The organism is Streptomyces griseorubiginosus, from assembly GCF_001514195.1.
Classification (GTDB): Bacteria; Actinomycetota; Actinomycetes; order Streptomycetales; family Streptomycetaceae; genus Streptomyces; species Streptomyces griseorubiginosus.
Genome location: NZ_KQ948739.1, coordinates 237,436 through 262,958, shown reverse-complemented (window position 1 = coordinate 262,958; position 25,523 = coordinate 237,436). Strand labels below are relative to the sequence as shown.

23 protein-coding genes and 1 pseudogene are annotated in these 25,523 nt (G+C 72.2%); 17 read left to right on the top strand and 7 right to left on the bottom strand.

Going from position 1 to position 25,523, the window contains the following annotated elements; genetic code table 11:
• Positions 1-33 precede the first annotated feature (33 nt).
• A complete protein-coding gene (locus AQJ54_RS26980) occupies positions 34-987 on the top strand; it encodes a LysR family transcriptional regulator (RefSeq protein WP_062028413.1) in 954 nt (317 codons plus the stop codon).
• A 48-nt stretch (positions 988-1,035) separates the two neighbouring features.
• Here the strand turns inward: AQJ54_RS26980 and AQJ54_RS26975 are convergent, their stop codons facing one another.
• Positions 1,036-1,725 carry a gamma-glutamyl-gamma-aminobutyrate hydrolase family protein gene (locus AQJ54_RS26975; RefSeq protein WP_062241619.1) on the bottom strand — a complete coding sequence of 230 codons (690 nt, stop codon included), beginning with the start codon at positions 1,723-1,725 and terminating at the stop codon, positions 1,036-1,038.
• Positions 1,726-1,792: 67 nt separating this feature from the next.
• Complete coding sequence (locus AQJ54_RS26970) at positions 1,793-2,530, bottom strand: FadR/GntR family transcriptional regulator (RefSeq protein WP_062241617.1); 738 nt, start codon at positions 2,528-2,530, stop codon at positions 1,793-1,795.
• A gap of 93 nt (positions 2,531-2,623) precedes the next feature.
• Here AQJ54_RS26970 and AQJ54_RS26965 point away from each other — a divergent pair, with 93 nt between their 5' ends.
• The 3 genes from AQJ54_RS26965 to AQJ54_RS26955 are packed head-to-tail and all read left to right on the top strand — an operon-like array spanning position 2,624 to position 6,207.
• Complete coding sequence (locus AQJ54_RS26965) at positions 2,624-3,982, top strand: glutamine synthetase family protein (RefSeq protein WP_062028408.1); 1,359 nt, start codon at positions 2,624-2,626, stop codon at positions 3,980-3,982.
• A 27-nt stretch (positions 3,983-4,009) separates the two neighbouring features.
• On the top strand, positions 4,010-5,401 hold the full coding sequence (locus AQJ54_RS26960) for an aldehyde dehydrogenase family protein (protein WP_062028406.1): 1,392 nt from the start codon (positions 4,010-4,012) through the stop codon (positions 5,399-5,401).
• Positions 5,398-6,207 (top strand): 3-oxoacyl-ACP reductase, encoded by an 810-nt coding sequence (locus AQJ54_RS26955; RefSeq protein ID WP_062028404.1) that lies wholly within the window; start codon positions 5,398-5,400, stop codon positions 6,205-6,207. The genes AQJ54_RS26960 and AQJ54_RS26955 overlap by 4 nt, the downstream gene beginning before the upstream one ends.
• A 235-nt stretch (positions 6,208-6,442) precedes the next feature.
• On the opposite strand, the gene AQJ54_RS26950 is transcribed toward AQJ54_RS26955, so the two are convergent.
• Complete coding sequence (locus tag AQJ54_RS26950) at positions 6,443-7,645, bottom strand: amino acid deaminase/aldolase (RefSeq protein WP_062028402.1); 1,203 nt, start codon at positions 7,643-7,645, stop codon at positions 6,443-6,445.
• A gap of 316 nt (positions 7,646-7,961) precedes the next feature.
• Complete coding sequence (locus tag AQJ54_RS45755) at positions 7,962-8,099, bottom strand: hypothetical protein (protein WP_159055557.1); 138 nt, start codon at positions 8,097-8,099, stop codon at positions 7,962-7,964.
• A 625-nt stretch (positions 8,100-8,724) separates the two neighbouring features.
• On the opposite strand from AQJ54_RS45755, the gene AQJ54_RS46815 reads away from it, so the two are divergent.
• A complete protein-coding gene (locus AQJ54_RS46815; RefSeq protein ID WP_282959637.1) occupies positions 8,725-10,326 on the top strand; it encodes a hypothetical protein in 1,602 nt (533 codons plus the stop codon).
• Entirely contained in the window at positions 10,323-11,498 is a 1,176-nt protein-coding gene (mycP, locus tag AQJ54_RS26935) for a type VII secretion-associated serine protease mycosin (RefSeq protein WP_062241611.1), read from the top strand. The genes AQJ54_RS46815 and mycP overlap by 4 nt, the downstream gene beginning before the upstream one ends.
• A gap of 33 nt (positions 11,499-11,531) precedes the next feature.
• Here the strand turns inward: mycP and AQJ54_RS26930 are convergent, their stop codons facing one another.
• Complete coding sequence (locus AQJ54_RS26930) at positions 11,532-12,515, bottom strand: serine hydrolase (protein WP_062241609.1); 984 nt, start codon at positions 12,513-12,515, stop codon at positions 11,532-11,534.
• Between the two features lie 150 nt (positions 12,516-12,665).
• Here AQJ54_RS26930 and AQJ54_RS26925 point away from each other — a divergent pair, with 150 nt between their 5' ends.
• Entirely contained in the window at positions 12,666-13,397 is a 732-nt protein-coding gene (locus tag AQJ54_RS26925; protein WP_062028876.1) for an SseB family protein, read from the top strand.
• 69 nt (positions 13,398-13,466) lie between these two features.
• Here the strand turns inward: AQJ54_RS26925 and AQJ54_RS26920 are convergent, their stop codons facing one another.
• Complete coding sequence (locus AQJ54_RS26920; protein WP_030321270.1) at positions 13,467-13,832, bottom strand: DUF1844 domain-containing protein; 366 nt, start codon at positions 13,830-13,832, stop codon at positions 13,467-13,469.
• Between the two features lie 346 nt (positions 13,833-14,178).
• On the opposite strand from AQJ54_RS26920, the pseudogene infC reads away from it, so the two are divergent.
• The 10 genes and pseudogenes from infC to AQJ54_RS26870 all read left to right on the top strand — a co-directional run bounded on the left by infC (position 14,179) and on the right by AQJ54_RS26870 (position 25,014).
• Positions 14,179-14,869: pseudogene (gene infC, locus AQJ54_RS26915) on the top strand (translation initiation factor IF-3).
• A 110-nt stretch (positions 14,870-14,979) separates the two neighbouring features.
• Complete coding sequence (gene rpmI / locus AQJ54_RS26910; protein ID WP_003977225.1) at positions 14,980-15,174, top strand: 50S ribosomal protein L35; 195 nt, start codon at positions 14,980-14,982, stop codon at positions 15,172-15,174.
• 97 nt (positions 15,175-15,271) lie between these two features.
• Complete coding sequence (gene rplT / locus AQJ54_RS26905; protein ID WP_020137982.1) at positions 15,272-15,655, top strand: 50S ribosomal protein L20; 384 nt, start codon at positions 15,272-15,274, stop codon at positions 15,653-15,655.
• Between the two features lie 127 nt (positions 15,656-15,782).
• Complete coding sequence (locus AQJ54_RS26900; protein WP_062028388.1) at positions 15,783-16,625, top strand: TrmH family RNA methyltransferase; 843 nt, start codon at positions 15,783-15,785, stop codon at positions 16,623-16,625.
• A gap of 49 nt (positions 16,626-16,674) precedes the next feature.
• Positions 16,675-17,793 carry a sensor histidine kinase gene (locus tag AQJ54_RS26895; RefSeq protein WP_062028386.1) on the top strand — a complete coding sequence of 373 codons (1,119 nt, stop codon included), beginning with the start codon at positions 16,675-16,677 and terminating at the stop codon, positions 17,791-17,793.
• Between the two features lie 128 nt (positions 17,794-17,921).
• Positions 17,922-19,043: a phenylalanine--tRNA ligase subunit alpha gene (pheS, locus tag AQJ54_RS26890; protein WP_062241608.1), complete on the top strand. Its 1,122-nt coding sequence runs from the start codon at positions 17,922-17,924 to the stop codon at positions 19,041-19,043.
• Positions 19,043-21,541: a phenylalanine--tRNA ligase subunit beta gene (gene pheT, locus AQJ54_RS26885; RefSeq protein ID WP_062241606.1), complete on the top strand. Its 2,499-nt coding sequence runs from the start codon at positions 19,043-19,045 to the stop codon at positions 21,539-21,541. Before pheS ends, pheT begins: the two co-directional genes overlap by 1 nt.
• Positions 21,542-21,784: 243 nt before the next feature.
• On the top strand, positions 21,785-22,831 hold the full coding sequence (locus AQJ54_RS26880) for a PP2C family protein-serine/threonine phosphatase (RefSeq protein WP_062241604.1): 1,047 nt from the start codon (positions 21,785-21,787) through the stop codon (positions 22,829-22,831).
• A 221-nt stretch (positions 22,832-23,052) separates the two neighbouring features.
• Entirely contained in the window at positions 23,053-24,393 is a 1,341-nt protein-coding gene (locus AQJ54_RS26875) for an NsdA family TPR-like regulatory protein (RefSeq protein WP_020137988.1), read from the top strand.
• A 75-nt stretch (positions 24,394-24,468) separates the two neighbouring features.
• Positions 24,469-25,014 carry an NUDIX hydrolase gene (locus tag AQJ54_RS26870; RefSeq protein WP_062028379.1) on the top strand — a complete coding sequence of 182 codons (546 nt, stop codon included), beginning with the start codon at positions 24,469-24,471 and terminating at the stop codon, positions 25,012-25,014.
• Between the two features lie 25 nt (positions 25,015-25,039).
• Here AQJ54_RS26870 and AQJ54_RS26865 read toward each other — a convergent pair whose 3' ends face one another.
• Positions 25,040-25,297, bottom strand: a complete 258-nt coding sequence (locus AQJ54_RS26865; protein WP_062241602.1) for a hypothetical protein — start codon at positions 25,295-25,297, stop codon at positions 25,040-25,042.
• Positions 25,298-25,523 lie beyond the last annotated feature (226 nt).

Genomic DNA, 25,523 nt, shown 5'->3' with positions numbered 1-25,523 from the left:
GAGGATGGCTCTATGAGGACATAAGCTGGTCTTATGAGCGGTGGCAGCGGTGGCACGGGTGACAGCGGAGTCGAGGGGCTGCGGCCGACGGTGGGCGGGATGCTCGCGCACCGGGTGCCCGATCTCGGCGCGCTGGAGTTGCTGCTGGCCGTGGCGCGGCTGGGCAGTCTGGGCGGGGCGGCGCGGGAGCTCGGCATCACGCAGCCCGCCGCGAGCAGCCGGATCCGCTCGATGGAACGGCAGCTGGGAGTCGCCCTGGTCGACCGTTCGCCCCGCGGGTCCCGGCTCACCGACGCGGGCGCGCTGGTCACCGACTGGGCCCGGCGGATCGTGGAGGCGGCGGAGGCCTTCGACGCGGGGGCGCAGGCGCTGCGGGACCGCCGGGACTCCCGGCTGCGGGTGGCGGCGAGCATGACGATCGCGGAGTACCTGCTGCCGGGGTGGCTCCTCGCCCTGCGCGCGGGGCGTCCGGACACGGCGGTGTCGCTGCACGCGGGCAACTCGGCGACGGTGGCGGAGCGGTTGCTGTCGGACGAGGCGGACCTGGGATTCGTGGAGGGCCTGACCGTTCCCTCCGGTCTCGACTCGGTGGTGATAGGCCACGACCACCTGATCGTGGTGACGTCCCCGGCCCACCCCTGGGCCCGCCGACGACGCCCCCTGGAGGCCGGCGAGCTCGCCGCGACCCCGCTGATCCTCCGCGAGAAGGGCTCGGGCACCCGCCAGGTCCTGGACGCGGCCCTGGGCGGCCTGGCCCGTCCGCTCATCGAGCTCTCGTCCACCACGGCGGTCAAGGCCGCGGCGGTCGGCGGGGCGGGACCCGCGGTCCTGAGCGAACTCGCGGTCGGAGAGGAACTGGCGATGCGGCGCCTGGTCGCGGTCCCCGTGGCGGACGTCTCCCTGGCCAGGGATCTGCGCGCGGTATGGCCCACGGGCCACCGCCCGGTGGGCCCGGCGAGGGACCTGCTGTCGCTGACGCGGGTCTAGGACCGGGCCGGAGAACGGCGCTGACGCCGGCCCAGGACTGACACGGGTCTAGGACCGGGTCGCCGCCGACACCAACGCCTGCATCACCCTCAGGTCCCCGCCCATCTCCGGGTGCCACTGCACCCCCAGCACCCAGGGCGGGCCCGGGAGTTCGACGGCCTCCACCGTGCCGTCCGCGGCCTGCGCCGACACCGTGAGGCCGGTTCCGAGGCGGTCCACGGCCTGGTGGTGGTAGGTCGGCACGGAGGTCTCCTCCGGGACGACGGTGCCGTACAGCGTGCCCGGCACGGGCTTGACGGTGTGATGGCCGAAGACGCCCGGCACCTGCGCGTGGCCGTCGATGTGCTGGACGAGGGTGCCGCCGAGGGCGACGTTGAGGAGCTGCATGCCCCGGCAGATGCCGAGGAGCGGCAGGCCGGCCGCCAGCGCCTCCTTGATCAGCGCCAGTTCCCAGGCGTCCCGGGCGCGGGCGGGCGGACCCGTGCGCGGGTCGGGGGTGGCGCCGTAGTGGACCGGCTCCACGTCCGGCCCGCCCGCGATGACCAGGCCGTCCAAGCGGGCCACCGTCGCCGCCGCGTGCTCGGGGGCGTCCGGCGGGAGCATCGCGGCGAGGCCGCCCGCGCGCTGCACGAGCCGCGGATACCCGGCCGGCAGCAGCGCCGCCTCCAGCTCCCACAGGCCCCAGCGCGTACCGGCCTCCAGATAGGTGCTGACGCCGATCAGCGGTCGTACGGTCACTCGGCCCTCCCAGGCTTGCAATGGCCCACGGTCATACCTTTGTGCCTCGGTGGGGCCGGAAGCAAGGTCACGCCAGAAATCCCCGCAGCAGTGCCGCCGTACCCGCGCAGTGCTCCCGCATCATCTCCCGCGCCCCGTCCGCGTCCCCGTCCAGGACCGCCTCGACCAGCGCCGCGTGCTGGCGCTGGGAGTGCTCCAGGTTGCGGACCAGCAGCGGTATGCAGTCCAGGAGGTCGTTCACCGAGGCCCGTACCGCCGCGTACTGGGCGGTCAGGGTCGGTGAGCCGCACAGCTCCGCCAGGGTGAGGTGCAGCAGCGTGTCCAAACGGCGGTAGTCGGTCAGCGGGGCCTCCTGGGTGGCGGCCAGCGCCTCCCGCAGCCGCCGCGCCTGCTCGTCGGTGAGACCGTGCGTCGCGCACAGCCCCGCCGCGCCCACCTCCAGCACCTCCCGGAAGCGCAGCACGTCCTCGATGTCCGACTCCGCCATCCGGCGCCGCAGTTCCTCCTCGCCGACCGCGTCCGGCGTACGGGGCAGCACGAACGTGCCGCCGTACCGCCCGCGCCGCGACTCCACGAGCCCCTGGTCCTGGAGCACCTTCAGCACCTCGCGCAGCGTCACCCGGCTGATCCCGAGCCGCTCCGCGAGTTCCCGCTCGGCCGGCAGCCGCTCGCCCCCCGGCACCAGCCCGAGCCGCACGACCTGGAGGATCTGCTCCAGCGCCTCCTCGAAGCCGTTGCCCGCCCTGACCGGCCGCAGCACCGGAGTCAACCGGTCGTCCGGCCCGCCGTCAGCGTCCACCGACATCTGGCCGACCCCCCTTCCCAAGCAATGGTCGTGAGCAATACCTTATGGCTCCCGACCCGGTCGGAAAAACGCAGTAGCCGAAGGAGTTCTCCCGTGGCAGACCGCACACCCCCGCTCAGCGTCGAGGAGCTGCACGCCTTCGTCGCGAGCGGTGAGATCGACACTGTCGTCCTGGCCTTCCCCGACATGCAAGGCCGTCTCCAGGGCAAGCGGTTCGCCGCCCGTTTCTTCCTCGACGAGGTGCTCCACCACGGCACCGAGGGCTGCAACTACCTCCTCGCCGTCGACACCGAGATGAACACCGTCGACGGCTACGCGATGTCCTCCTGGGACCGCGGCTACGGCGACTTCGCCATGCACCCCGACCTCGCCACCCTGCGCCGCGTCCCCTGGAACGCCGGTACGGCCATGCTGATCGCCGACCTCGCCTGGGAGGACGGCTCGCCGGTCGTCGCCGCGCCCCGCCAGATCCTGCGGCGCCAGCTGGAGCGGCTCGCCGAGCACGGCTTCACCGCCCAGGTCGGCACCGAGCTGGAGTTCATCGTCTTCAAGGACACCTACGAGCAGGCCTGGGACGCCAACTACCGAGGCCTGACCCCGGCGAACCAGTACAACATCGACTACTCGGTCCTCGGCACCGGCCGCATCGAGCCCCTGCTCCGCCGGATCCGCAACGAGATGGCCGCCGCCGGGCTCACCGTCGAGTCCGCCAAGGGCGAGTGCAACCCCGGCCAGCACGAGATCGCCTTCCGCTACGACGAGGCCCTCACCACCTGCGACCAGCACGCGATCTACAAGACCGGCGCCAAGGAGATCGCCGCCCAGGAGGGCGTCTCCCTCACCTTCATGGCCAAGTACAACGAGCGCGAGGGCAACTCCTGCCACATCCACCTCTCGCTCGCCGACGCGGCCGGCAACAACGCGATGGCCGGCCCGGACGGCATGTCCGACGTCATGCGGTACTTCCTCGCCGGACAGCTCGCGGCCCTGCGCGACTTCTCGCTGCTCTACGCCCCCAACATCAACTCCTACAAGCGGTTCCAGCCGGGCTCCTTCGCCCCCACCGCCGTCGCCTGGGGCCACGACAACCGCACCTGCGCGCTGCGGGTCGTCGGCCACGGCCGCTCGATGCGCTTCGAGAACCGGCTGCCCGGCGGGGACGTCAACCCGCACCTCGCGGTCGCCGGGCTCGTCGCGGCCGGCCTGTACGGCATCGAGCACAAGCTGGAGCTGCCCGAGGTCTGCACGGGCAACGCCTACACCGGCGAGTACGACCATGTCCCCACCACCCTGCGCGAGGCCGCCGAGCTGTGGGAGAACAGCCCCATCGCCAAGGCCGCCTTCGGTGACGAGGTCGTCGCGCACTACCGCAACATGGCCCGCGTCGAGCTGGACGCCTTCGACGCGGCCGTGACCGACTGGGAGCTGCGCCGCTCCTTCGAACGCCTGTGATCCCGAGTGTCCGAGAAAGGTCCTGCGTTGTCGCACGAGCACGATCCGACCGTCGAGCATGAGCTGACCGTCCTCAACCCGGCCACCGAGGAGGTCGTCGCCACCGTCCCCGCCGCCACCGCCGCCGATGTGGACGCGGCCGTGGCGCGCGCGGCCAAGGCGCAGGAGGGGTGGGCCCAGGCGGCGCCCGCCGACCGGGCCCGGCTGCTGCGCCGGTTCGCCGACGTCGTCGACCAGCACGTCGAGGAACTGGCCCGGCTGGAGGTCCGCGAGGCCGGCCATCTGCTCGGCAACGCCCGCTGGGAGGCCGGCAACGTCCGTGACCTGCTGGAGTACGCGGCCGGGGGAGTGGAGCGGCTCAGCGGCCGCCAGATTCCGGTGCCGGGCGGCCTCGACATCACCCTCCTCGAACCCCTGGGCGTGGTCGGCGTCATCGCGCCCTGGAACTTCCCCCTGCCCATCGCCGCCTGGGGTACGGCCCCCGCGCTCGCCGCCGGCAACGCGGTGCTCCTCAAGCCCGCCGAGACGACCCCGCTGACCGCACTCCGCCTCGCCGAACTCGCCCTGGAGGCAGGGCTCCCGGAAGGCCTCCTCCAGGTGCTCCCCGGCCACGGCCCGGTCGCGGGGACCGCGCTGGTCGAGCACCCCGGTGTCGCGAAGATCGTGTTCACCGGCTCCACCCGCACCGGCCGCGACGTCATGGAGCGCTGCGCCCGCCAGGTCAAACCGGTCACCCTCGAACTCGGCGGCAAGAGCCCCAACATCGTCTTCGCCGACGCGGACCTGCGCACCGCCGTCGACCCCTTCTCCTTCCTCGACAACTCCGGCCAGGACTGCTGCGCCCGGACCCGGATCCTGGTCCAGGAGCCGGTCTACGACGAGGTCCGCGAGCTGCTCGCCGAGGCCGTGGCCTCCGTGGTCGTGGGCGACCCCGCCGACGAGCGGACCCAGATGGGCCCGCTGATCTCCCGTCAGCAACTGGATCGCGTACGGCAGTTGGTGCCCGCCGACGCTCCCGGTCTGCGGGGCAGCGCGCCCGACGGGCCCGGCTTCTGGTTCGCGCCGACCGTCCTCACCGGCGAGGCGCCCGACTCCGCCGCCGCCTGCGAGGAGATCTTCGGACCGGTCGCCGTCCTGCTGCCCTTCACCGACGAGGCCGACGCGATCCGGCTCGCCAACGACACCCCCTACGGCCTCTCCGGCTCCCTCTGGACCCGCGACCTGGGCCGCGCCCTGCGCGTCTCCCGGGCGGTGAAGGCCGGCAACCTGTCCGTCAACTCCCACTCCAGCGTCCGCTACTGGACCCCCTTCGGCGGCTACAAGCAGTCCGGACTCGGCCGCGAGCTCGGCCCGGACGCCCTGACCGCCTTCACCGAAACCAAGAACGTCTTCATCAGCACGGAAGGCCCCGCACAGTGACCTCTTCGACCTCTCCGTCCTCTTCGAGCGACCAGATCGTGTGCCGTCGTCTCGTCGGCCGGACCGCCGTCGTCACCGGAGCCGGCAGCGGCATCGGTCTCGCCACCGCCCGCCGGCTCGCCTCCGAGGGCGCCAACGTCGTGTGCGCCGACGTCGACGAGGCCCGTGGCAAGGCCGCCGCCGAGGAGGTCGGCGGACTCTTCGTCAAGGTCGACGTCACCGACCAGGAGCAGGTCGAGGCGCTGTTCAGGACGGCGTACGACACCTACGGCAGCGTCGACATCGCCTTCAACAACGCCGGCATCTCCCCGCCCGACGACGACTCCATCCTGGAGACCGGCCTGGAGGCCTGGAAGCGGGTCCAGGAGGTCAACCTGACCTCCGTGTACCTGTGCTGCAAGGCCGCGATCCCCTACATGCGGCAGCAGGGCAAGGGCTCGATCATCAACACGGCGTCCTTCGTGGCGAGGATGGGCGCGGCCACGTCCCAGATCTCCTACACCGCCTCCAAGGGCGGCGTGCTGGCCATGTCCCGTGAGCTGGGCGTGCAGTTCGCGCGCGAGGGCATCCGGGTCAACGCCCTGTGCCCCGGCCCGGTCAACACCCCGCTCCTCCAGGAACTGTTCGCCAAGGACCCCGAGCGCGCCGCCCGCCGTCTGGTCCACATCCCGGTCGGGCGGTTCGCCGAGGCCGAGGAGATCGCCGCCGCCGTCGCCTTCCTGGCCAGCGACGACTCCTCCTTCGTCAACGCCAGCGACTTCCTCGTCGACGGCGGCATCTCGGGGGCGTACGTCACGCCGCTGTAGGGCGGGCCGGGGGGACTGCGTCCAGTCGCCGGCCTTCAGGCCGGGGACGGCACTGGGCCCGGGGCGGCACCGCCGTCGTCGTGCGCTTCGTGGGGGGCCGCCAACCGGAAGGGCCGCCGGTCACCGACAGGGGCCGGATCACCTGGTGGATCCGGCCCCTCGACCGCCGACCACCTGGAGGATCCGGTTCGTCGACCGCCGACCACCTGGAGGATCCGGTTCGTCGACCGCCGACCTACAGGAACGTGTGGCCTTCGCCGCGGTACGTCGGGACGGTCGCCGTCACCGCGTCCCCCTCGATCAGCCGCAGCACCTCGAACCGCTCGCACAGCTCACCGGCCTTGGCGTGCCGGAACCACACCTTGTCGCCGATCAGCAGGTCGTCCGCGGGTGCGCCGAGCAGCGGTGTCTGCACCTCGCCGGGCCCCTCCTGGGGGTCGTACTTCAGGCCCTCCGGCAGATACGGCACCGGCAGCCGGTCGGGTCCGGCCGCACCCGAGGCCGGGTAGCCGCCGCCGAGGACGGTCACCACGCCCACGCCCGGCCGGCGCACGACGGGCTGGGCGAACAGGGCCGCCGGACGCCCGCTGAAGGACGTGTAGTTGTCGAACAGCCGCGGCACGTACAGCCCCGACCCGGCCCCGATCTCCGTGACCGAGTCCTCCGCCGCGGTGTGCTGCACACTGCCGGTCCCACCGCCGTTGACGAACTCCAGATCCGGTACGACGGCCCGCACCGCGCGCACCACCGCGGCCCGCCGCTCCGCGAGCTCCTTGCGGGCGGTGGCCTGCATCAGCCGTACGGCACGGGAACGCAGCGGCCGCCCGGCCACCGAGTCACCGACACCGGCGATGTGCCCCTCGTAGGCCATGATCCCCACGACCTTGAACCCGGGGCGCCGGGCCACCGCGCGGGCCATGTCGGCGACCTGGGCGGGGGAGTGCAGCGGCGAACGCCGGGCGCCGACGCGGACCTTGCCGCCGAGGAGCTTCAGCGAGGTGTCCAACTCCAGGCAGACCCGGATGACTTCGGTGCCGCCGGCCCGGGCCGCGTCGATGAAGGCGAGCTGCGCGGGGTCGTCGACCATGACCGTCACGGCGGCGGCGAGCTTGGGATCGGCGGCGAGTTCGGCGTATCCGGCGCGGTCGGCGGACGGGTAGGCGAGCAGCACGTCGTCGAAACCGCTCCTGGCCAGCCACAGGGACTCGGCGAGGGTGAAGGACATGATGCCCGCGAAGCCGTCCTTCGCCAGGACCCGTTCGAGCAGGGCCCGGCACCGCACGGACTTGCTGGCGACGCGGATCGGTTTGCCCGCAGCCCGGCGGACGAGGTCGTCCGCGTTGGCGTCGAAGGCGTCCAGGTCCACGATCGCGAGGGGGGCGTCGAGATGGGCGGTGGCCCGGTCGTAACGGGCCCGGTCGGCGGCGCGCGCAGTCATGAACGAAGCCTGCCAGACAGGATTACCGCAGGGTAGGGGGACGTTCCGGGCAGATGCCCCCGGCCTGGTGGACTGGTTCCCGGTCGGCCCGCCACAACCCGTAGAGTGACGCGCACGTACGCAGGGCTGTTCGCCCTCCCGACGCCGCCGCGCCGGGATGCCGGACCTCCCGTGCGGGTATGCGTGCCCGGACGGCGGTCGTCCACACCGACGACACCGACGCGGGGCCCGCGCGAGACCGAACGGCCCGGACATGAGGAAACGGGGGGTGCATGAGCACGGACGCACGCCGCGCCTCGATTCCTCCACGGCCGGCTCAGCCGCCGAGGGCGGGAGAGGGCGAGTCCGGTTCCGCTTCCGCCCCGGCGCCGTCGTACCAGCCGTCCTCCCGGTCGTCGGAGGAGGCGGCGGGCCGGGAATCCGGGGCGTCCGGCGGCCGTGTGACGGACACCACGGAAACCACTGAATGGCAGGCCTTCGGCGAACGCGTCCGACGCGGCGCGGCAGCGCCGGGGCGGCCGAGCTTCGGCGGCTTCGACTGGCAGGGAGCCGGAGAGAACGCCGGCCGCACATCCGACGGCGCGGGCAGCGCGCCGGGCGGGGACCGGGTTTCCATGCCGAACCCCACGCCGCGCCCCCCGATACGCACCCCGAACGCCGAGGGCGCCGTTTCCACGCCGTCCGGCACGGCCACGGGCGTGGGTGCTGTGCCGACGCCGTCCGGCAGTCAGGCGGGCGTGGGTGCCGTGCCGACGCAGAGCGGCAGCCAGACGGCCGGGGGTGCTGTGCCATCGCCGTCCGGTAGTCAGGCGGGCGTGGGTGCCGTGCCGTCGCAGAGCGGCAGTCAGGCGAGCGTAGGTGCCGTGCCGTCGCAGAGCGGCGTCGACGACCGGCCCGCTTCCGGCGCTCAGGGTGCCTACCGTCCCGGCTCGCCGAAGCCGGGTGTCTCGTTCTCCGACAGTGCTCCGCCGCCGCCCCCCGCTTCGGCCCGCTTCCCGGACACGCCCCCGCCTCCCGGCGCCGGTGCGGGTCGTCCGGCCCCTCGCTCGACGGGCGCGCGGACGTCCGGCCCCGGTCCCATGCCACCCGAGTCAGGGCCCGGTGCCCCCTCGCACGGCGCCGAACCGACGGTGCCCGGTGCCGTGCCGCCCCGGCCGACTTCCCGGCCCTCGGTGCCGCCGGCCCGTCCCGGTGCCCCCGCCGAGGCCGCCTCCGAGACGACCTTCCGGATGCGGCCGGTACCCGGCGGCAGGGAGACCGGTGAGGGACGTACGGGCTCGCCGTCCGCGGCCGCCGAAGCGCGGACCACCCCGTCGGGCGGCCCCGCGACCCCGCCCAAACCCAAGACGCGCCCCGACGCCACGCCACCCGTGCCCGACACCAGCCGCACGGCCTCCGGACCCGTGCGCCCGTTCGTGGACTCCCCCCGCACCGCCCCCGGCCGTCCCGCGGCCGACGCGGGCGGAACCGGTTCCGTGCGCCCGTTCGTGGACCCCAGCCGTACCGTTCCCGACCGTCCCCCGGCCGACGCGGGCGGAACCGGTTCCGTGCGCCCGTTCGTGGACCCCAGCCGTACCGTTCCCGACCGTCCCGCAGCCGGCGCGGGCCGAGCTGCTTCCGGGACCGGCCACCTCTCCGCGGACCCGGGCCGTGCCGCTCGCTCCGCGGCCATGCCCCCGCCCCCGGCTGCCCCACCGCGCCCCCCTTCGAGCCCCACCCCCATGCCCGCCACGCCCCCCGCACCCACCCAACCCCCCTCCAACCAGGCGGCATCGGCCCCGGGACCCCGCGCCACCCCCCTCTCGCCCGACCCCGCCCTCTCCTGGAGCGCCTCGCTGCCCCCGCAGGCCGGACCTCCCGGCAGCGGGCGGCCCGTCGTGTCGTTCGGGGAGCCCGAGGTCGGCTACCGGGAGCGGTCGTGGCGGTTGCGGATCCCGCTGAGGATCGCCGCCGCTGCCGGGTCCGTCGTGCTCGGTCTCGGGCTCATCGGCGGTGCCGTGACCGGGAGTTGGCTGATCGGGGACTCGGGCGAGGACGGCGGCGGCGACCGCTTCGCGCAGGCCGGTGAACTCTGGCACAGCGTGCCCGTGGACCAGCTGTTCCCGCCGACCGTGGACGGCCAGGGCGCCGGTCCCGGCGGAGCCGACCGCACGTGGACGCGGATCGCCGTCGCCCCCGACAGCGGCTGCACCGGCGCGTTCGACCCCCTGCTGCGCAAGGCCCTCGCCCCCGTCGGCTGCGAACGCCTGCTGCGCGCCACCTACACGGACGCCACCCAGAGCTACGTCACCACCGTCGGCCTGCTGTTCACCGACGCCGACGCCACCGCCATGCGCGAGCTCGACCAGCGCTTCACGAAAGAGGGCCTGGACAAGCGCACCGACCTGATGCCCCTCCCGTACGCCGCGAAGAACACCCTCGCCGCCGACTTCGGCGCACGGCAGCGGGGCTCGTGGACGATCTCCGTCCTCACCGACGCCCCGGTCGTCGCCTACGCGGTCTCCGGCTGGGTGGACGGCCGTGCCGTCGACACCCCGGAGCCCGCCGCGAAGGCCATGGAGCCGGGCGACACCAGCCCCGCCGCGCAAGCCGGGCTCGGCAACGAGGCCAAGGGCCTGGCCGACCGTGTCGAACGCGCCCTGCGCAAGACCGTCATCTCGCCCTCGGAGCAGCCGTCATGAGCGTCACGACCCGCAGGGCAGGTCTCCTGAGCGTCCTCCTCGCCGCCTCCGTCGCCCTCGTCCCGCCCACCGCCGCGCACGCCGACGGCATCCGCGCCAAGCAGTGGGCCCTGGACGCCATGCACACCCAGCAGGCCTGGCAGACCACCAAGGGCGCCGGTGTCACCGTCGCCGTCCTGGACACCGGCGTCGAGAACGACCACCCCGACCTCGTCGGCAACGTCCTCACCGGCAAGGACATGATCGGCTTCGGAGCCGTACGGGGGCAGCGGCCCTGGGCCCGCCACGGCACCGCCATGGCCGGCATCATCGCCGGCCACGGGCACGGCGTCGGCAACGACGACGGTGTCATGGGCATCGCCCCCGAGGCCAAGATCCTCCCCGTGCGCGTGATCCTGGAGGACGACGACCCGGCCCGTGCCAAAGCCCGCAACACCCGGGGCAACGCGCTCGCCGAGGGCATCCGCTGGGCCGCCGACCACGGCGCGAACGTCATCAACCTCTCCCTCGGCGACGACTCGGCCTCCGCGCACCCCGAGGCCGGCGAGGACGACGCCGTCCAGTACGCCCTCAGGAAGGGCGCCGTCGTGGTCGCCTCGGCCGGCAACGGTGGCGAGAAGGGCGACCACATCTCCTACCCGGCGGCCTACCCGGGCGTCATCGCGGCCACGGCCGTCGACAAGTTCGGCACCCGCGCCTCCTTCTCCACCCGCCGCTGGTACGCCACGGTCGCCGCCCCCGGCGACGACGTCGTCATCGCCGATCCCGACCACAAGTACTACGAGGGCTGGGGCACCAGCGCAGCCTCCGCGTTCGTGTCCGGCGCGGTCGCCCTGATCAAGGCCGCGCACCCGGACCTGACGCCGGCCCAGATCAAGCGCCTCCTGGAGGAGACGGCCCGCAACGCCCCCGCCGGCGGCCGGGACGACTCCCGCGGCTTCGGCTTCGTCGACCCCGCGGCCGCGCTCAAGGCTGCGGCCCGGCTGCGGCCGTACGACCTCCAGCCGGCCGCCTACGGCGAGAAGTACTTCGGTTCGGGCCCGGACACCGCCACCTCGCAGGACGACACGGCGAGTTGGGCAGCCCCGCTGGCGGGAGGCGTCGGCGTCGGCCTGCTGGTCGTCGCGGTGGTCCTGTGGCGCGGCCGCCGACGCTCCCACGAGGACTTCTGAAACAGCCGCGGCTCAGCGGGACACGGCCGCGGCTCAGCGGGACACGGCCGCGGCCGACGCCCCCGTATCCGTATCCGACTCCGTGAACACCGACACCGCCGCCTTCGCCGCCGCCTCCACCAGCGAAATCCCCTCCGCCTGCGTGGAGTTGCCGTTCGACAGCACGGCCACCAGATACGCGTGCCCGTCAACCGTGACCCTGCCGATGCTGTTCACGTCCCACAGCCCGGTCGTACTGCGGGGCAGCCACCCGTTCTTCAGCGCGAACCCGGAGCCGTCGGCCGCGGCGGAGACCCCCCACCGCTGATCGGCCTCGATCTGGCCCATCAGCCCCTGGAGATACGACCGCGAGGCCTGGTTCAGCGCGGAGTCGTCCCCGAACACCTGCTGGAGCAGCGCGAGTTGGTCGGCCGCCGTGGTCTGCGTCAGTCCCCACAGCGCGCCGTCACCCCCCTCGGTGCCGGTCAACCCGAACGTCCTGTTGGCGGCGTCGAGCCCCGCCGCCTTTCCGATCGCGTCCCACAGTGCCGACGCCGAGGCGTTGTCGCTGTTCTCGATCATCGAGGTGGCGTACGCCTTCTCCCGGGCGCTGAGCGAGGTCCCGGCCTCCTGGTGCCGGAGCAGCAGCGCGGCCAGGATGTCGACCTTCACGATGCTCGCCGTGTCGAAGGCGCCCTCGCCGTACACCGCGCTGTCGCCGGAGTCCACGTCGAGCACCGCCACCGACACCTTGGCCCGGCCCGGCACGGTCACCGACTTCATGGCAGTCGCGAGCCGCTCGTCGAAGTCCACCACCGGCTCCGCCACGGCCGCCTCCTGAGTCGTGGTCGCCGGCGGCGGGGAGGCCGACGGCGTCGCGGCCGACGATACGGCCCCGGCTCCCGAGTGCGCCTGCGCCTTCACGTAGACCGTCCCCGCGGCCGTCGCGCCGACCACGGCGACCGAGGCCAGCGCGAGGGACAGCAGAGGCCGGTGGGACCTGCGGGCGCGGCGCCTTGTGGCTCTGGAGGACTCCATGGCGCCGATGCTCGGGCCGCCGACTGTGCGGGACGTTGGACGGACGTTAGAGCTGTGTCAGCGATCGCTGAAAAACCTGTGAAAGCCGTCACGGACCGGTTTCCGGGCCCGCACAACCGCAAGAGCAACCCCCCGATAGGGTCGGTGACCGTGGCGAACAAGAACATTCCCGACCCCGGCTTCTCCGACGACGACGGCTCCGCCGATCCACGGCTGAGCGCGGCGCTCGCGGCCTGGGCCGAGGACCGCGCCGCCGTGGGCCCCGTCCTGGAGGCGCTCAAGGGCGCCCGGCTGCTCGTCCCGGTGGTCGCCGTGCTCGGCGAGGTCGAGGAGGACGAGAACGGACTGCGCCGCGAGAAGACCAGCGACATGGCCGTGCCGACGCTGAAGGCCGGATCCCGGACCGCCCTGCCCGCCTTCACGTCCACCGACTCCCTGGCCCGCTGGGACCCCGAGGCCCGCCCCGTCGCCGTCCCCCTGCACCAGGCGCTCCAGGCGGCGGCGCACGAGAGGGCGGACACCGTCGTACTGGACCTGGCAGGACCGGTGCCCTTCGAGCTGACCGGTTCCGCCCTGCTGGCGCTGGCCGAGGGCCGCTCGAACGCCGATCCGCTGGCCGATCCGGCCGTGATCGGGGCCGTACGGGACGCCGTGGCCGCCGAGTCCGCCGTGCTGCGCGCGCACCTCGGGCCGGGGCAGGCGGACGGCACCCTGGCCCTCGTGCTGGAGCCGTCCGCGACGCCCGCGGACGCCGCACGGGCCGTGGCCGAGCGCCTGGCCGCCGACGAGACGCTGAGGGCCCGCCTGGTGCGCGGCCTCGACCTTGCAGTCCTGCCGGCCGGGGCCACGCCTCCGGGCGAGCCCTTGTACGTACGGGGATGAAGCACGTACGGGGATGAAGCACGTACGGCATGACCCGGCCGTAGGTCCGGGTCATCCCAGGGAGCCGACCTAGCCGTAGATCGGCCCGGTGTACTTCTCCCCGGGGCCCTGGCCCGGCTCGTCCGGGACCAGGGAGGCCTCGCGGAAGGCCAGCTGGAGGGACTTCAGACCGTCCCGCAGCGGGGCCGCGTGGAAGGAGCTGATCTCCGTGGTGGACGCGTCCAGCAGGCCGGCCAGGGCGGTCACCAGCTTGCGGGCCTCGTCCAGGTCCTTGTACTTGTCGCCCTCCTCGGTCAGACCGAGCTTCACGGCGGCGGCGCTCATCAGATTGACGGCGACCGTCACGATCACCTCGACGGCGGGGACCTCCGCGATGTCGCGGGTCATCTCGTCGAAGCCGGGGGAGTCAGGGGACGCGGGAGGGGTGTCACTCATGTCCCACACGATAGGGCCCGGTGCAGGCCGGTTCGCACCACCCCCTGGATGCTGCTAACCTTGTGTGACGACCGGCCGGACACACTTGTGTGTAAGTGTGACCGGCCCACAAGTGGAGGCTCCGATCTCCCACCCGACCCCCCTTCGGGGAGGCGGGTCACCCCGGTCAGGCGGCCACCATCGTTCCGTACGGACGATGGAGTCGCCCGAAAGCGCGCCCCGCGTCCTCGCGGCGGTGCTCCGGCAGTGTTTGGAGCCCCGTCTGTGATCGTCCGGGGCATTTTTTGTGCTTCGGCGCGGTTAGGTCTTTAGGAAAAAGACATACGCGGCTGTCCGCCAGACCGCCGTGTGGTGCTAACCGAGGAGGATCCATCAGCGCCGAGCCCCGCATCAACGACCGGATTCGCGTTCCCGAGGTGCGACTTGTCGGTCCCAGTGGCGAGCAGGTGGGCATCGTCCCGCTGGCCAAGGCACTGGAGCTTGCGCAGGAGTACGACCTGGACCTGGTCGAGGTCGCGGCGAACGCCCGTCCGCCCGTGTGCAAGCTCATGGACTACGGGAAGTTCAAGTACGAGTCGGCCATGAAGGCCCGTGAGGCGCGCAAGAACCAGGCGCACACGGTCATCAAGGAGATGAAGCTCCGGCCGAAGATCGACCCGCACGACTATGACACCAAGAAGGGTCACGTCGTCCGGTTCCTCAAGCAGGGCGACAAGGTCAAGATCACGATCATGTTCCGTGGTCGCGAGCAGTCCCGGCCGGAACTCGGCTACCGACTGCTTCAGCGTCTCGCGGAGGACGTCCAGGACCTCGGTTTCGTCGAGTCGAACCCGAAGCAGGACGGCCGGAACATGATCATGGTTCTCGGTCCGCACAAGAAGAAGACCGAGGCGATGGCCGAGGCCCGCCAGGCGCAGGAAGCCCGCAAGGCAGACGCGAAGGCCAACCCCGGCAAGTCGCAGAACGCCGCGGAGTCCGACCACGACGAGGTCGTGGCCGACGTCGAGGCTCCTGCCGAGGCATCCGCCGAGGCGTGATCCGACGGGACGCGAGTCCCCGACGACATAACCGACACAACACGACGTTCCACCGTGCCCGGTTTCACGACCGGGCACCGGAACGCCACCGACGAGGAGAGAACGGCGCTATGCCGAAGAACAAGTCGCACAGCGGTGCCAGCAAGCGCTTCAAGATCACCGGCTCCGGCAAGGTGCTCCGCGAGCGCGCCGGCAAGCGCCACCTGCTCGAGCACAAGTCGTCCCGTGTGACGCGTCGCCTCACCGGCAACGCCGAGATGGCCCCGGGCGACGCCGCGAAGATCAAGAAGCTTCTCGGCAAGTGAGGCCGGGCGCCCAGCGCCTGAAGCACCTCTAGACCGGGACCCAATCGATACCGGGCCGTGTGAGTCCAACCACGGCCCCGCTACAAGGAGTTAACAAGTGGCACGCGTCAAGCGGGCAGTCAACGCCCACAAGAAGCGCCGGGCGATCCTCGAGGCGGCCTCCGGCTACCGCGGTCAGCGTTCGCGCCTGTACCGCAAGGCCAAGGAGCAGGTCACCCACTCGCTGGTCTACAACTACAACGACCGCAAGAAGCGCAAGGGTGACTTCCGCCAGCTGTGGATCCAGCGCATCAACGCCGCTGCCCGCGCCAACGGCATCACGTACAACCGCTTCATCCAGGGTCTGAAGGCCGCGAACATCGAGGTCGACCGCAAGATCCTGGCCGAGCTGGCCGTCAACGACGCGACCGCGTTCGCCGCGCTGGTCGAGGTGGCGCAGAAGGCCCTGCCGGACGACGTCAACGCCCCCAAGGCGGCCTGACGCCGCGCTGGGCCCAGGCCGAGTGACTGAACGGACCCGCGGGCTTCTGCCTGCGGGTCCGTTGCGTTGAACAGCGGGTTCTCTGCTGCGGGCCCGCCGCGTCGAACCGATGGTGAGAGTGAGTCCGATGAGTGCTGCCCCCGAGCTGATCTCCCCCCGTTCCGCCCGCGTCTCGGCGGCCCGGCGGCTCGCCCGGCGGAACTTCCGGGGCAAGGAGCGGCTGTTCCTGGCCGAGGGGCCGCAGGCCGTGCGGGAGGCCGCGGGGCACGGACTGGTGGAACTGTTCGCCACCGTGGAGGCGGCGGAGCGGTACGCCGACATCATCGAGGACGCGCGCGCCGTGGGCGCCCGGGTGCACCTCGCCGCCGAGGACGTCATCGCCGACATCTCCACGACCGTCACCCCGCAGGGCCTCGTCGGCGTCTGCCGGTTCCTGGACACCCCCTTCGAGGAGATCCTCGCCGCGCGGCCGAAGCTCGTCGCCGTGCTCGCCAACGTGCGGGACCCTGGCAACGCCGGCACCGTCCTGCGCTGCGCCGACGCCGCCGGCGCCGAGGCCGTCGTACTGACCGACGCGTCCGTCGACCTCTACAACCCCAAGGCCGTACGCGCCTCCGTGGGCTCCCTGTTCCACCTGCCCGTCGCCGTCGGGGTCCCCGTGGAAGAGGCCGTCGAGGGGCTCAAGCGGGCCGGGGTGCGCATCCTCGCCGCCGACGGGGCCGGTACCGACGACCTCGACGACGAACTCGACCAGGGCACCATGGGCGGCCCGACCGCCTGGGTGTTCGGCAACGAGGCCTGGGGGCTCCCGGAGGAGACCCGCGCCCTCGCGGACGCCGTGGTGCGCGTCCCGATCCACGGGAAGGCCGAGAGCCTGAACCTCGCCACCGCCGCCGCCGTATGTCTCTATGCGTCAGCCCGTGCACAGCGCGCCTCCGGAGGGTGCCGCTCCGTCACCGAGAACCAGTAGGGTGACCAGCTCGGGGGCCCCTCAGACGCCTGAGAGGTGGGGTGCGGGGATGAGTGTCGGCACGAGGAGCGCGCACGGCGTGTCCGAGGCCAGCGCCGGTGGTCTCGTCGAGCTCGGCATCGATCCCGACCAGCTGCCCGACGGGCTGGTCGTCGCGGACGAACAGGGCCGGGTGATCTGCTTCAACGCCGCCGCGGCCCGCATCACGGCCCTCCCCGCCGAGGACGCCCTCGGACAGCGGCTGGAGAAGGCCCTCCCCTTAGAGGACCTGGAGGGCCGGCGCTGGTGGCAGCTGACCGATCCCTACGGCGGCCTCGCCATCCGCAGCCGGCAGCCCGAGCGGAACCTGCTGCTGCCCGGCGGCCGTGAGGTCCTGGTCTGCGCTCAGTACGTGCGCACCGAGCCCACCGGACCCGTCCACCGGGTCGTCGTGACCCTCCGGGACACCGAGGCCCGCCGCCGTACCGAACGCAGCCACGCCGAGCTGATCGCCACCGTGGCCCACGAGCTGCGCTCCCCGCTCACCTCCGTCAAGGGCTTCACCGCGACCCTCCTCGCCAAGTGGGAGAGGTTCACCGACGACCAGAAACGGCTGATGCTGGAGACCGTCGACGCGGACGCCGACCGGGTCACCCGGCTCATCGCCGAGCTGCTCGACATCTCCCGCATCGACTCCGGGCGCCTCGAGGTGCGTCGCCAGCCCGTCGACATCGGCGCCGCCGTCGGCCGCCACATCCAGGCGTACGTCGCCGCGGGCCTCGCCGCCGACCGGTTCCTGCTGCGCCTCGAACAGCCGCTGCCCGCGCTCTGGGCCGACCCCGACAAGATCGACCAGGTGCTCAGCAACCTGCTGGAAAATGCGGTGCGGCACGGCGAGGGAACCGTCACGATTGACATCACGCCCACGGCGTCCCCCCGGGAAGGGGAGGACACCGGTACGTCGGTCACGGTGAGCGACGAGGGCCCCGGCATCCCGGAGGAGTCCATGAACCGCGTCTTCACCCGCTTCTGGCGGGGCAGCAAGCGCGGCGGCACCGGACTCGGGCTGTACATCGTCAAGGGCATCGTCGAGGCCCACGGCGGCACCATCACGGTCGGCCGCGCCCCCGAGGGCGGCGCTGAGTTCCGATTTACGTTGCCTGTGAGCGCTCCGGCCTATCTGAGCTGAGTGCCCGCGGGCTCATTCGTACAGCTCCACCCCGTTAGACTCGGCCTTTGGCACCCATGTGTCCTGCACACGGCCCTCTGCGCCGCTCACGGGGACCATCCGCCAGCCAACCGGAAGCACGGGAAGAGATGTCGGCACCGAATAAGTCGTACGACCCGGTAGAGGTCGAGGCCTTGAAACCGGAAGAGATCGAGCGCATGCGGGACGAGGCGCTCGCCGCCTTCACCGCCGCGGACTCGCTCGAAGCGCTCCAGGAGGCCAAGGTCGCCCACACCGGCGGTACCTCCCCGCTGGCGCTCGCCAACCGCGAGATCGGCGCCCTGCCCCCGCACGCCAAGGCCGCCGCGGGCAAGCTCGTCGGCCAGGCCCGGGGCGCGGTGAACAAGGCCCTCGCCGGACGCCAGTCCGAGCTGGAGGCCGAGCGGGACCAGCGCGTGCTGGTCGAGGAGGCGGTGGACGTCACGCTGCCGTACGACCGCGTACCGGCCGGCGCCCGGCACCCGCTCACCACCCTCTCCGAGCGCATCGAGGACGTCTTCGTGGCCATGGGCTACGAGGTCGCCGAGGGCCCGCAGGTCGAGGCCGAGTGGTTCAACTTCGACGCGCTGAACATCGGCCCGGACCACCCGGCCCGCGGCGAGCAGGACACCTTCTTCGTCCAAGGCCCCGAGGGCGGCACCGAGTCCGGGGTCGTGCTGCGCACCCACACCTCGCCCGTGCAGATCCGCTCGCTGCTCTCCCGAGAGCTGCCGGTCTACGTGATCTGCCCCGGTGTCGTCTACCGCACCGACGAGCTGGACGCCACGCACACCCCGGTCTTCCGCCAGGTCGAGCTGCTCGCCGTCGACGAGGGCCTGACCATGGCCGACCTCAAGGGCACCCTGGACCACATGGTCCAGGCGCTGTTCGGCGAGGGCATGAAGACCCGGCTGCGCCCGAACTTCTTCCCCTTCACCGAGCCGTCCGCCGAGATGGACATGGTGTGCTATGTCTGCCGCGGCGAGTCCGTCGGCAACCCGGACCGCCCCTGCCGTACCTGCTCCTCCGAGGGCTGGATCGAGCTCGGCGGCTGCGGGATGGTCAACCCCAAGGTGCTCACCGCGTGCGGCGTGGACCCGGAGAAGTACAGCGGCTTCGCCTTCGGGTTCGGCATCGAGCGGATGCTGATGTTCCGCCACAACGTCGAGGACATGCGAGACATGGTCGAGGGTGACGTCCGGTTCACCCGGCCGTTCGGGATGGAGATCTGATGCGGGTCCCGCTTTCTTGGCTGCGGGAGTACGTCGACCTGCCGGCGACCGAAACCGGCCGTGACGTCCAGGCCAAGCTCGTTTCCGCGGGTCTTGAGGTCGAGACCGTCGAGCACCTCGGCGCCGACCTCAAGGGCCCCCTGGTCGTAGGCCAGGTCCTGACCATCGAGGAGCTGGAGGGTTTCAAGAAGCCGATCCGCTTCTGCACGGTCGACGTCGGCCAGGCCAACGGCACCGGCGAGCCCCAGGAGATCGTCTGCGGCGCCCGGAACTTCTCCGTCGGCGACAAGGTCGTGGTCGTGCTCCCGGGTGCCACGCTGCCCGGCGGCTTCTCGATCTCCGCCCGCAAGACGTACGGCAAGACCTCCCACGGCATGATCTGCTCCGGCGACGAGCTGGGCATGGGCGACGACGGCAGCCACGGCATCATCGTGCTGCCCCCGGAGACCGAGGTCGGCAAGGACGCCATCGAGCTCCTGGAACTGGTCGACGAGGTCCTGGACATCGCCGTCACCGCCAACCGCGGCGACTGCCTGTCCATCCGGGGCGTGGCCCGCGAGGCCGCCATCGCCTACGGCCTGCCGCTGAGCGACCCCGCGCTGCTCGACGTGCCCGGCCCGAACGCCTACGGCTACCCGGTCGAGGTCTCCGACCCGCTCGGCTGCGACCGCTTCACCGCGCGCACCGTCACCGGTCTGAGCCCCGAGGCGCGCTCGCCGATCTGGCTCCAGCGCCGGCTCCAGAAGGTCGGCATGCGCCCGATCTCGCTCGCCGTCGACGTCACCAACTACGTGATGATGGAAGTCGGCCAGCCGCTGCACGCCTACGACCGCTCCCTGGTCCAGGGCACCATCGGCGTCCGCCGGGCGGCCGAGGGCGAGCAGATCAAGACCCTCGACGGCGTCGAGCGGAAGCTGCACGCCGAGGACCTGGTCATCACCGACGAGCGCGGCCCGATCGGCCTCGCCGGCGTGATGGGCGGCGCCAACACCGAGATCGCCGACCACTCCGAGGCCGAGGGCACGACCGACGTCGTCATCGAGGCCGCGCACTTCGACGCGGTCTCCATCGCGCGTACGGCCCGTCGCCACAAGCTGTCCTCCGAGGCGTCCCGGCGCTTCGAGCGCGGTGTCGACCCGGCCGCCGCCGCGGCCGCCGCACAGCGCACCGTGGACCTGCTGGTGCTGCTCGCGGGCGGCACCGCCGAGGCCGGCGTCACCGAGGTCGTCACCCCGTCGGCCCCGCACACCATCAGCGTCCCGGCGGACCACCCCGACAAGGTCGCGGGCGTCTCCTACGGCCGCGAGACCGTCGTACGGCGGCTCCAGGAGGTCGGCTGCGACGTGTACGGGCAGGACGAGCTGATCGTCACCGTGCCGTCCTGGCGTCCCGACCTCCAGGAGATCAACGACCTGGCCGAAGAGGTCATCCGCCTGGAGGGCTACGAGAACCTGCCCTCCACGCTGCCCAGGCCCCCCGCGGGCCGCGGCCTGACCCGGCGCCAGCGGCTGCACCGCCGGGTGGGCCGGGTGCTGGCCGGTGCCGGGTACGTCGAGGCGCCGAACTACCCCTTCCTCGGTGAGCAGGTCTTCGACCAGCTGCTGCTGGACGCGGACGACCCGAAGCGCCGGGTCGTGAAGCTCACCAACCCGCTCAACGACGAGGAGCCCGCGCTCCGTACGTCCCTGCTGCCGGGCCTGTTCGGGGCGCTGCGGCGCAACGACGGGCGGGGCTCGCACGATCTGGCGCTGTTCGAGACGGGGCTGGTCTTCCTGCCGCGCGAGGAGCAGAAGATCGCCGCGGTGCTGCCGGTGGACCGGCGTCCCACCGACGAGGAGATCGCCGAGCTGGACGCCGCGCTGCCCGAGCAGCCCCGCCATGTGGCCGTGGTGCTCGCCGGTGCGCGCGAGCAGGCCGGCTGGTGGGGCAAGGGCCGTCCGGCCGACTGGGCGGACGCGGTCGAGGCGGCACGGGTCGTCGCCCGCGAGGCCGGGGCCGAACTGGTCGTCCGCGGTGGGCAGTACGGGCCGTGGCACCCGGGTCGGTGCGCCGAGCTGGTGGTCGGCGACACCGTCGTCGGTCACGCCGGTGAACTGCACCCGCGGGTCGTGAAGGCGTTCGGGCTGCCCGCGCGCACATCGGCGATGGAGCTGGACCTGGACGCCCTGGAGGCGGCCGGCGACGACACCCCGCAGGCGCCGCGCATCTCCACGTTCCCGGTGGCCACGCAGGATGTCGCGCTGGTCGTGGACAAGTTCGTGCCGCATGCCGAGGTCGAGGCGGCGCTGCGTGAGGGCGCGGGTGAACTCCTGGAAGGGATCCGGCTGTTCGACGTGTACGAGAACGAGGAGCAGCTGGGTGACGGTCGGAAGTCGCTGGCGTACGCGCTGCGGTTCAGGGCCGGTGATCGGACTCTGACCGTGGATGAGGCTTCGGCGGCTCGGGATGCGGCGGTTGCGCTTGCGGGGGAGCGGACGGGAGCTGTGCTGAGGGCCTAGGCGCCGTCGGGGTGCTGCGGAAGTCTGGCGGCTGCGGCTGCGTCGTGGCTTGTCGCGCAGTTCCCCGCGCCCCTGGGGGGTGCGGGGCTGCGCCCCGGCACCCCCCATATCCGGTCACCTCACTCGATAGGGTGAGTTCTTCCGGCGATCTGGTCCCTTTGGTCCATACGCTCGACAGAATCGGACCGGCCTTTCGAGGCCGGTCCGATTGCGTGTGCAGGGCCTAGTTGGGGGGCCATCGGCATGATGCGCTTCAAGGCTGCGGTTCCCCGGCGGGGATTGCTGCGCCGTGTGCTCTCGGTGGGGCTGCCCACCATGTGGGGTGCCGTCGCGATCACCTACAAACTGACCTGCCCGCTCGCCCAGGAGAACGGCCTCGGGGCACGGGTCGCCACCAGCGCCGTGTTCTTCGCCGTGGGCACCGGGCTGATCATCCACGTCCGGCGCGCCCTGCTCCGCGAACTGCGACAGGCCCGGCAGATCGCGGGAGCCGCCCAGAGCGTGCTGCTGCGGCCGCTGCCCCCGCGCATCGACGGCCTCACCGTCGCCGCCGCCCAGCTCTCCGCCGACCGGGGCGCCACCATCGGCGGCGACCTGTACGAGGTCGTCGCGACCGAACACGGCGTGCGGGCCGTCATGGGCGACGTGCGCGGCCACGGCCTCGCCGCCATCGGTACGGCGGCCGCGGTCCTCGGCAGCTTCCGCGAGGCCGTCCACGACGAACCCGACCTCGGCGGAGTGCTTCGCAGACTGGACCGCGCACTCGCCCGCCACCTCCGCGACCGCGCCGAGCGGGACGGCACGGCCGCGGAGGACTTCGTGACCGTGCTGTTGCTGGAGATCGGGCGGGACGGTGAGCTCAGGGCCCTGAACTGCGGTCACCCGTGGCCGTACTTGCTCAGCGGGTCGGTCGTCGAACCGCTCTCCTGCGCGGACCCGATGCCGCCCCTGGGCCCCTTCCCCCTGCCCGCCGACATATCTGGTCTCCAGTGCGGCCACCTGCTGCCGGGAGAGACCCTGGTCCTGCACACGGACGGCGCGGAGGACGCGAGAGACGCTCTTGGCCGCTTCTTTTCCCTGCCGGGGGCCCTGCAAGGGTCCGCGGGGGCTGCGCCGCAGGCGGTGTTGGGCCGGGTCTTCACGGCGTTGCTGAACCACACGGGCAGCACGCCGAAGGATGACGTGGCCTTACTGGCACTTCGCAACGACCGTCAACCGCAACCCCCTAAAGGGGCGCGGGGAACTGCGCGACCAGCCACGAAGCACCCGCAGCCGACAACGCACCTCTAGCCGCACCCCAGATGTCGCACCGTCAAGCCGCCGGCCAGGCCACCGCACTGTACGAGGGGGAGCCGGCGGCCCGGCCGAGGCCTCTTGCGAGGCATTTCAGTCAACCGGCCCGAAACTCTCCGCAACAGCGCGCACACCCTGCGGATTCGCGCACTCCGATCACACCCCGTGTGAAGGCGGACCCACTAATCTGACGGCACCGAGCCACCCGGGGGGCATTCATGCAGCCCAACACTCTGCTCGACGCGATCCTGGACGAAGCCGGGATCTCGCACGCGGGGCTTGCCGCACATGTGAACCAGGCCGGCAGGGCACGCGGCCTCGCACTCAGGTACGAACACACCGCTGTGGCGCGGTGGTTGAAGGGCCAGCGTCCGCGGGGCCAGGTGCCCGACCTGATCTGCGAGGTGCTGGCCGGCCGGCTCCGACGCCCCGTCACCCTCGACGACATCGGCCTCGGCGTGCCCGGTGAGCCCTCCGCCCCGCACGGCACCTCGCTGTCCGGCTTCGTGGAGCGGGCCACCGCCCTGTGGCGCTCCGACGAGCAGCAGCGCCCGCACATCCTGGGCGCCCCCGCGGTCACCGGCACCCCCGCGGTCATGCCGGTGTGGGAGTGGGAGAACCCGCCCGAGGACGTCGACGTCTCCCGCGGCGGCCGGCACCGCGTCACCCGCGCCGACATAGAGATGCTGCGCGCGGCCCGCACCCACTACGAGCAGATGTACCGCAAGGCCGGCGGGGTGGCGACGCGGAGCCGGATCGTCGGCTTCCTCAACGCCGAGGCGGCCCCGTTGCTGCGCGGCAGCTACACCGACGAGACGGGCCGCCAACTGCACCGGGCCACCGGCGGGCTGGTGGCCGTCGCCGGCATCTGCGCCTACGACTCCGACGCGCACGGTCTCGCCCAGCGCTACTTCCACCAGGCCCTCAGGCTCGCCAAGGCCAGCGGGGACAGGGGGCTCGGCGCCTATGTGATCGCGCTGCTGGTCAACCAGTCCCTGTTCATGCGGGAGTACCGCCAGGCGGTCGCCTTCGCCGAGGCCGCGCTGCGGGCCGCCGGCAAGCACATCACCCCCGCGCTCGCCTGCGACCTCTACGCGATGCAGGCCAAGGCGTACGCCCACCTCGGCGACGGCACCACCGCGCTGTCCTGCATCCGGCGGGCCGAGCAGGCCGCCGAACGCATCCGGCGCGGATACGAACCCGACGAGACGGGCTATGTCCAGCCGGGACTCGTCAACGTCCAGGTGGCGGAGGCGCTGCTCAGTCTCGGTGAACTCGCGGCCGCCGCCGCGCACGCCGCGGCCGCCGTCGACAACCCCGCCCACGACCGGGGCCGGGTGCACCGGCTCGCGATGCTCAGCACGATCGAACTGCGCCAGGGCAACGCCGACAAGGCGGTGGCCACCGCCGTGCAGATGGCGGAACAGGCACGGGGAATGGAGTCCCAGCGCCTGCGCGACAGACTCAGAGCGGTCCGTGAGCATCTGGTCCGGAGCGGCTGCGCGGGCACGTCCGAGGCAGCCGAACTGATCGACGGCGCACTGCGCGTGCCCCTGTAGGTCGGCACGCGGACGCCGACACCCCACAGTCCCTGCTGCGATATTGCCACTTACTCGACGGAAGGTGGCAGAACCGTGCAGTGGACGAAACAGAACGAACAAACCGTGTATGAAAACCGCTGGTTCAGCGTCAATCTCGCCGATGTCGCCCTACCGGACGGGCGGCACCTCGACCACTTCCTGATACGGCTGAGGCCGGTCGCGGTCGCCACGGTGGTGAACGAGGCCAACGAGGTCCTGCTGCTGTGGCGGCACCGCTTCATCACCGACAGCTGGGGCTGGGAGCTCGCCGCGGGCGTGGTCGAGGACGGAGAGGACATCGCCGTGGCAGCCGCCAGGGAACTCGAGGAGGAGACCGGCTGGCGGCCGGGGCCGCTCCAGCACCTGATGAGCGTGGAGCCCTCCAACGGGCTCACCGACGCCGTGCACCACATCTACTGGGCCGACGAGGGCGAGTACATCGGGCACCCCGTGGACGACTTCGAGTCGGACCGCCGGGAGTGGGTCCCGCTGAAGCTCGTTCCCGACATGGTCGCCCGTGGGGAGGTCCCGGCCGCCAACATGGCGGCCGCGTTACTGCTGTTGCACCATCTGAGGCTCGGTCAGGACATCCTGTCCTGATCCCCCACCCGGCCGGCCCGAGGCGTCAGTGTCCGAAGGCCTGCCAGACCGCCACGACGAGCGCGCCCACGGCGGTGATCGCCGCGACCGCGGGGAGCGGCCAGCGGGCGTGCTCCAGGGCGATGATCCGTGCGCTCAGATCGTCGATCTCCTTGTCCGTCTCCTTCGTACGATGACTGAGAAGGGCGAGGCCGCCCTCGACCCGTGCGTACGCGACGTCGAGGCGACGTCGTAACTCTGCGAGTTCTCCATGGACCACGGGATGCTCCGGTTCGGCGGTCACAGGTCCGCTCCTTTCCGTAGTCGTCACATCCCTTGCATGCGCATCAAGAGTCAACTCGCCTGGTGGGTGCGTGGGGAGAGTGTGCGAGGGGCATATGCGGGCCCGGGGCGCACACGGTGTGTGAATGACACGGGCCCGGCGCTTCGAGGAGAGCCGGGCCCATGGCCGTAGCACTGTGTCATCGGCACCCTGGAACGGACAGGGTGCCGGCCGGGCACAGGGGGTA

Excerpts from the sequence above, each read along its gene's own strand:
- AQJ54_RS26980 (WP_062028413.1), top strand. The coding sequence starts at position 34 with ATGAGCGGTGGCAGCGGTGGCACGGGTGACAGCGGAGTCGAGGGGCTG.
- AQJ54_RS26970 (WP_062241617.1), bottom strand. The coding sequence starts at position 2,530 with ATGTCGGTGGACGCTGACGGCGGGCCGGACGACCGGTTGACTCCGGTG.
- AQJ54_RS26950 (WP_062028402.1), bottom strand. The coding sequence starts at position 7,645 with ATGACTGCGCGCGCCGCCGACCGGGCCCGTTACGACCGGGCCACCGCC.
- AQJ54_RS46815 (WP_282959637.1), top strand. The coding sequence starts at position 8,725 with ATGCCACCCGAGTCAGGGCCCGGTGCCCCCTCGCACGGCGCCGAACCG.
- mycP (WP_062241611.1), top strand. The coding sequence starts at position 10,323 with ATGAGCGTCACGACCCGCAGGGCAGGTCTCCTGAGCGTCCTCCTCGCC.
- AQJ54_RS26930 (WP_062241609.1), bottom strand. The coding sequence starts at position 12,515 with ATGGAGTCCTCCAGAGCCACAAGGCGCCGCGCCCGCAGGTCCCACCGG.
- AQJ54_RS26920 (WP_030321270.1), bottom strand. The coding sequence starts at position 13,832 with ATGAGTGACACCCCTCCCGCGTCCCCTGACTCCCCCGGCTTCGACGAG.
- rpmI (WP_003977225.1), top strand. The coding sequence starts at position 14,980 with ATGCCGAAGAACAAGTCGCACAGCGGTGCCAGCAAGCGCTTCAAGATC.
- AQJ54_RS26900 (WP_062028388.1), top strand. The coding sequence starts at position 15,783 with ATGAGTGCTGCCCCCGAGCTGATCTCCCCCCGTTCCGCCCGCGTCTCG.
- AQJ54_RS26895 (WP_062028386.1), top strand. The coding sequence starts at position 16,675 with ATGAGTGTCGGCACGAGGAGCGCGCACGGCGTGTCCGAGGCCAGCGCC.
- pheS (WP_062241608.1), top strand. The coding sequence starts at position 17,922 with ATGTCGGCACCGAATAAGTCGTACGACCCGGTAGAGGTCGAGGCCTTG.
- pheT (WP_062241606.1), top strand. The coding sequence starts at position 19,043 with ATGCGGGTCCCGCTTTCTTGGCTGCGGGAGTACGTCGACCTGCCGGCG.
- AQJ54_RS26880 (WP_062241604.1), top strand. The coding sequence starts at position 21,785 with ATGATGCGCTTCAAGGCTGCGGTTCCCCGGCGGGGATTGCTGCGCCGT.
- AQJ54_RS26875 (WP_020137988.1), top strand. The coding sequence starts at position 23,053 with ATGCAGCCCAACACTCTGCTCGACGCGATCCTGGACGAAGCCGGGATC.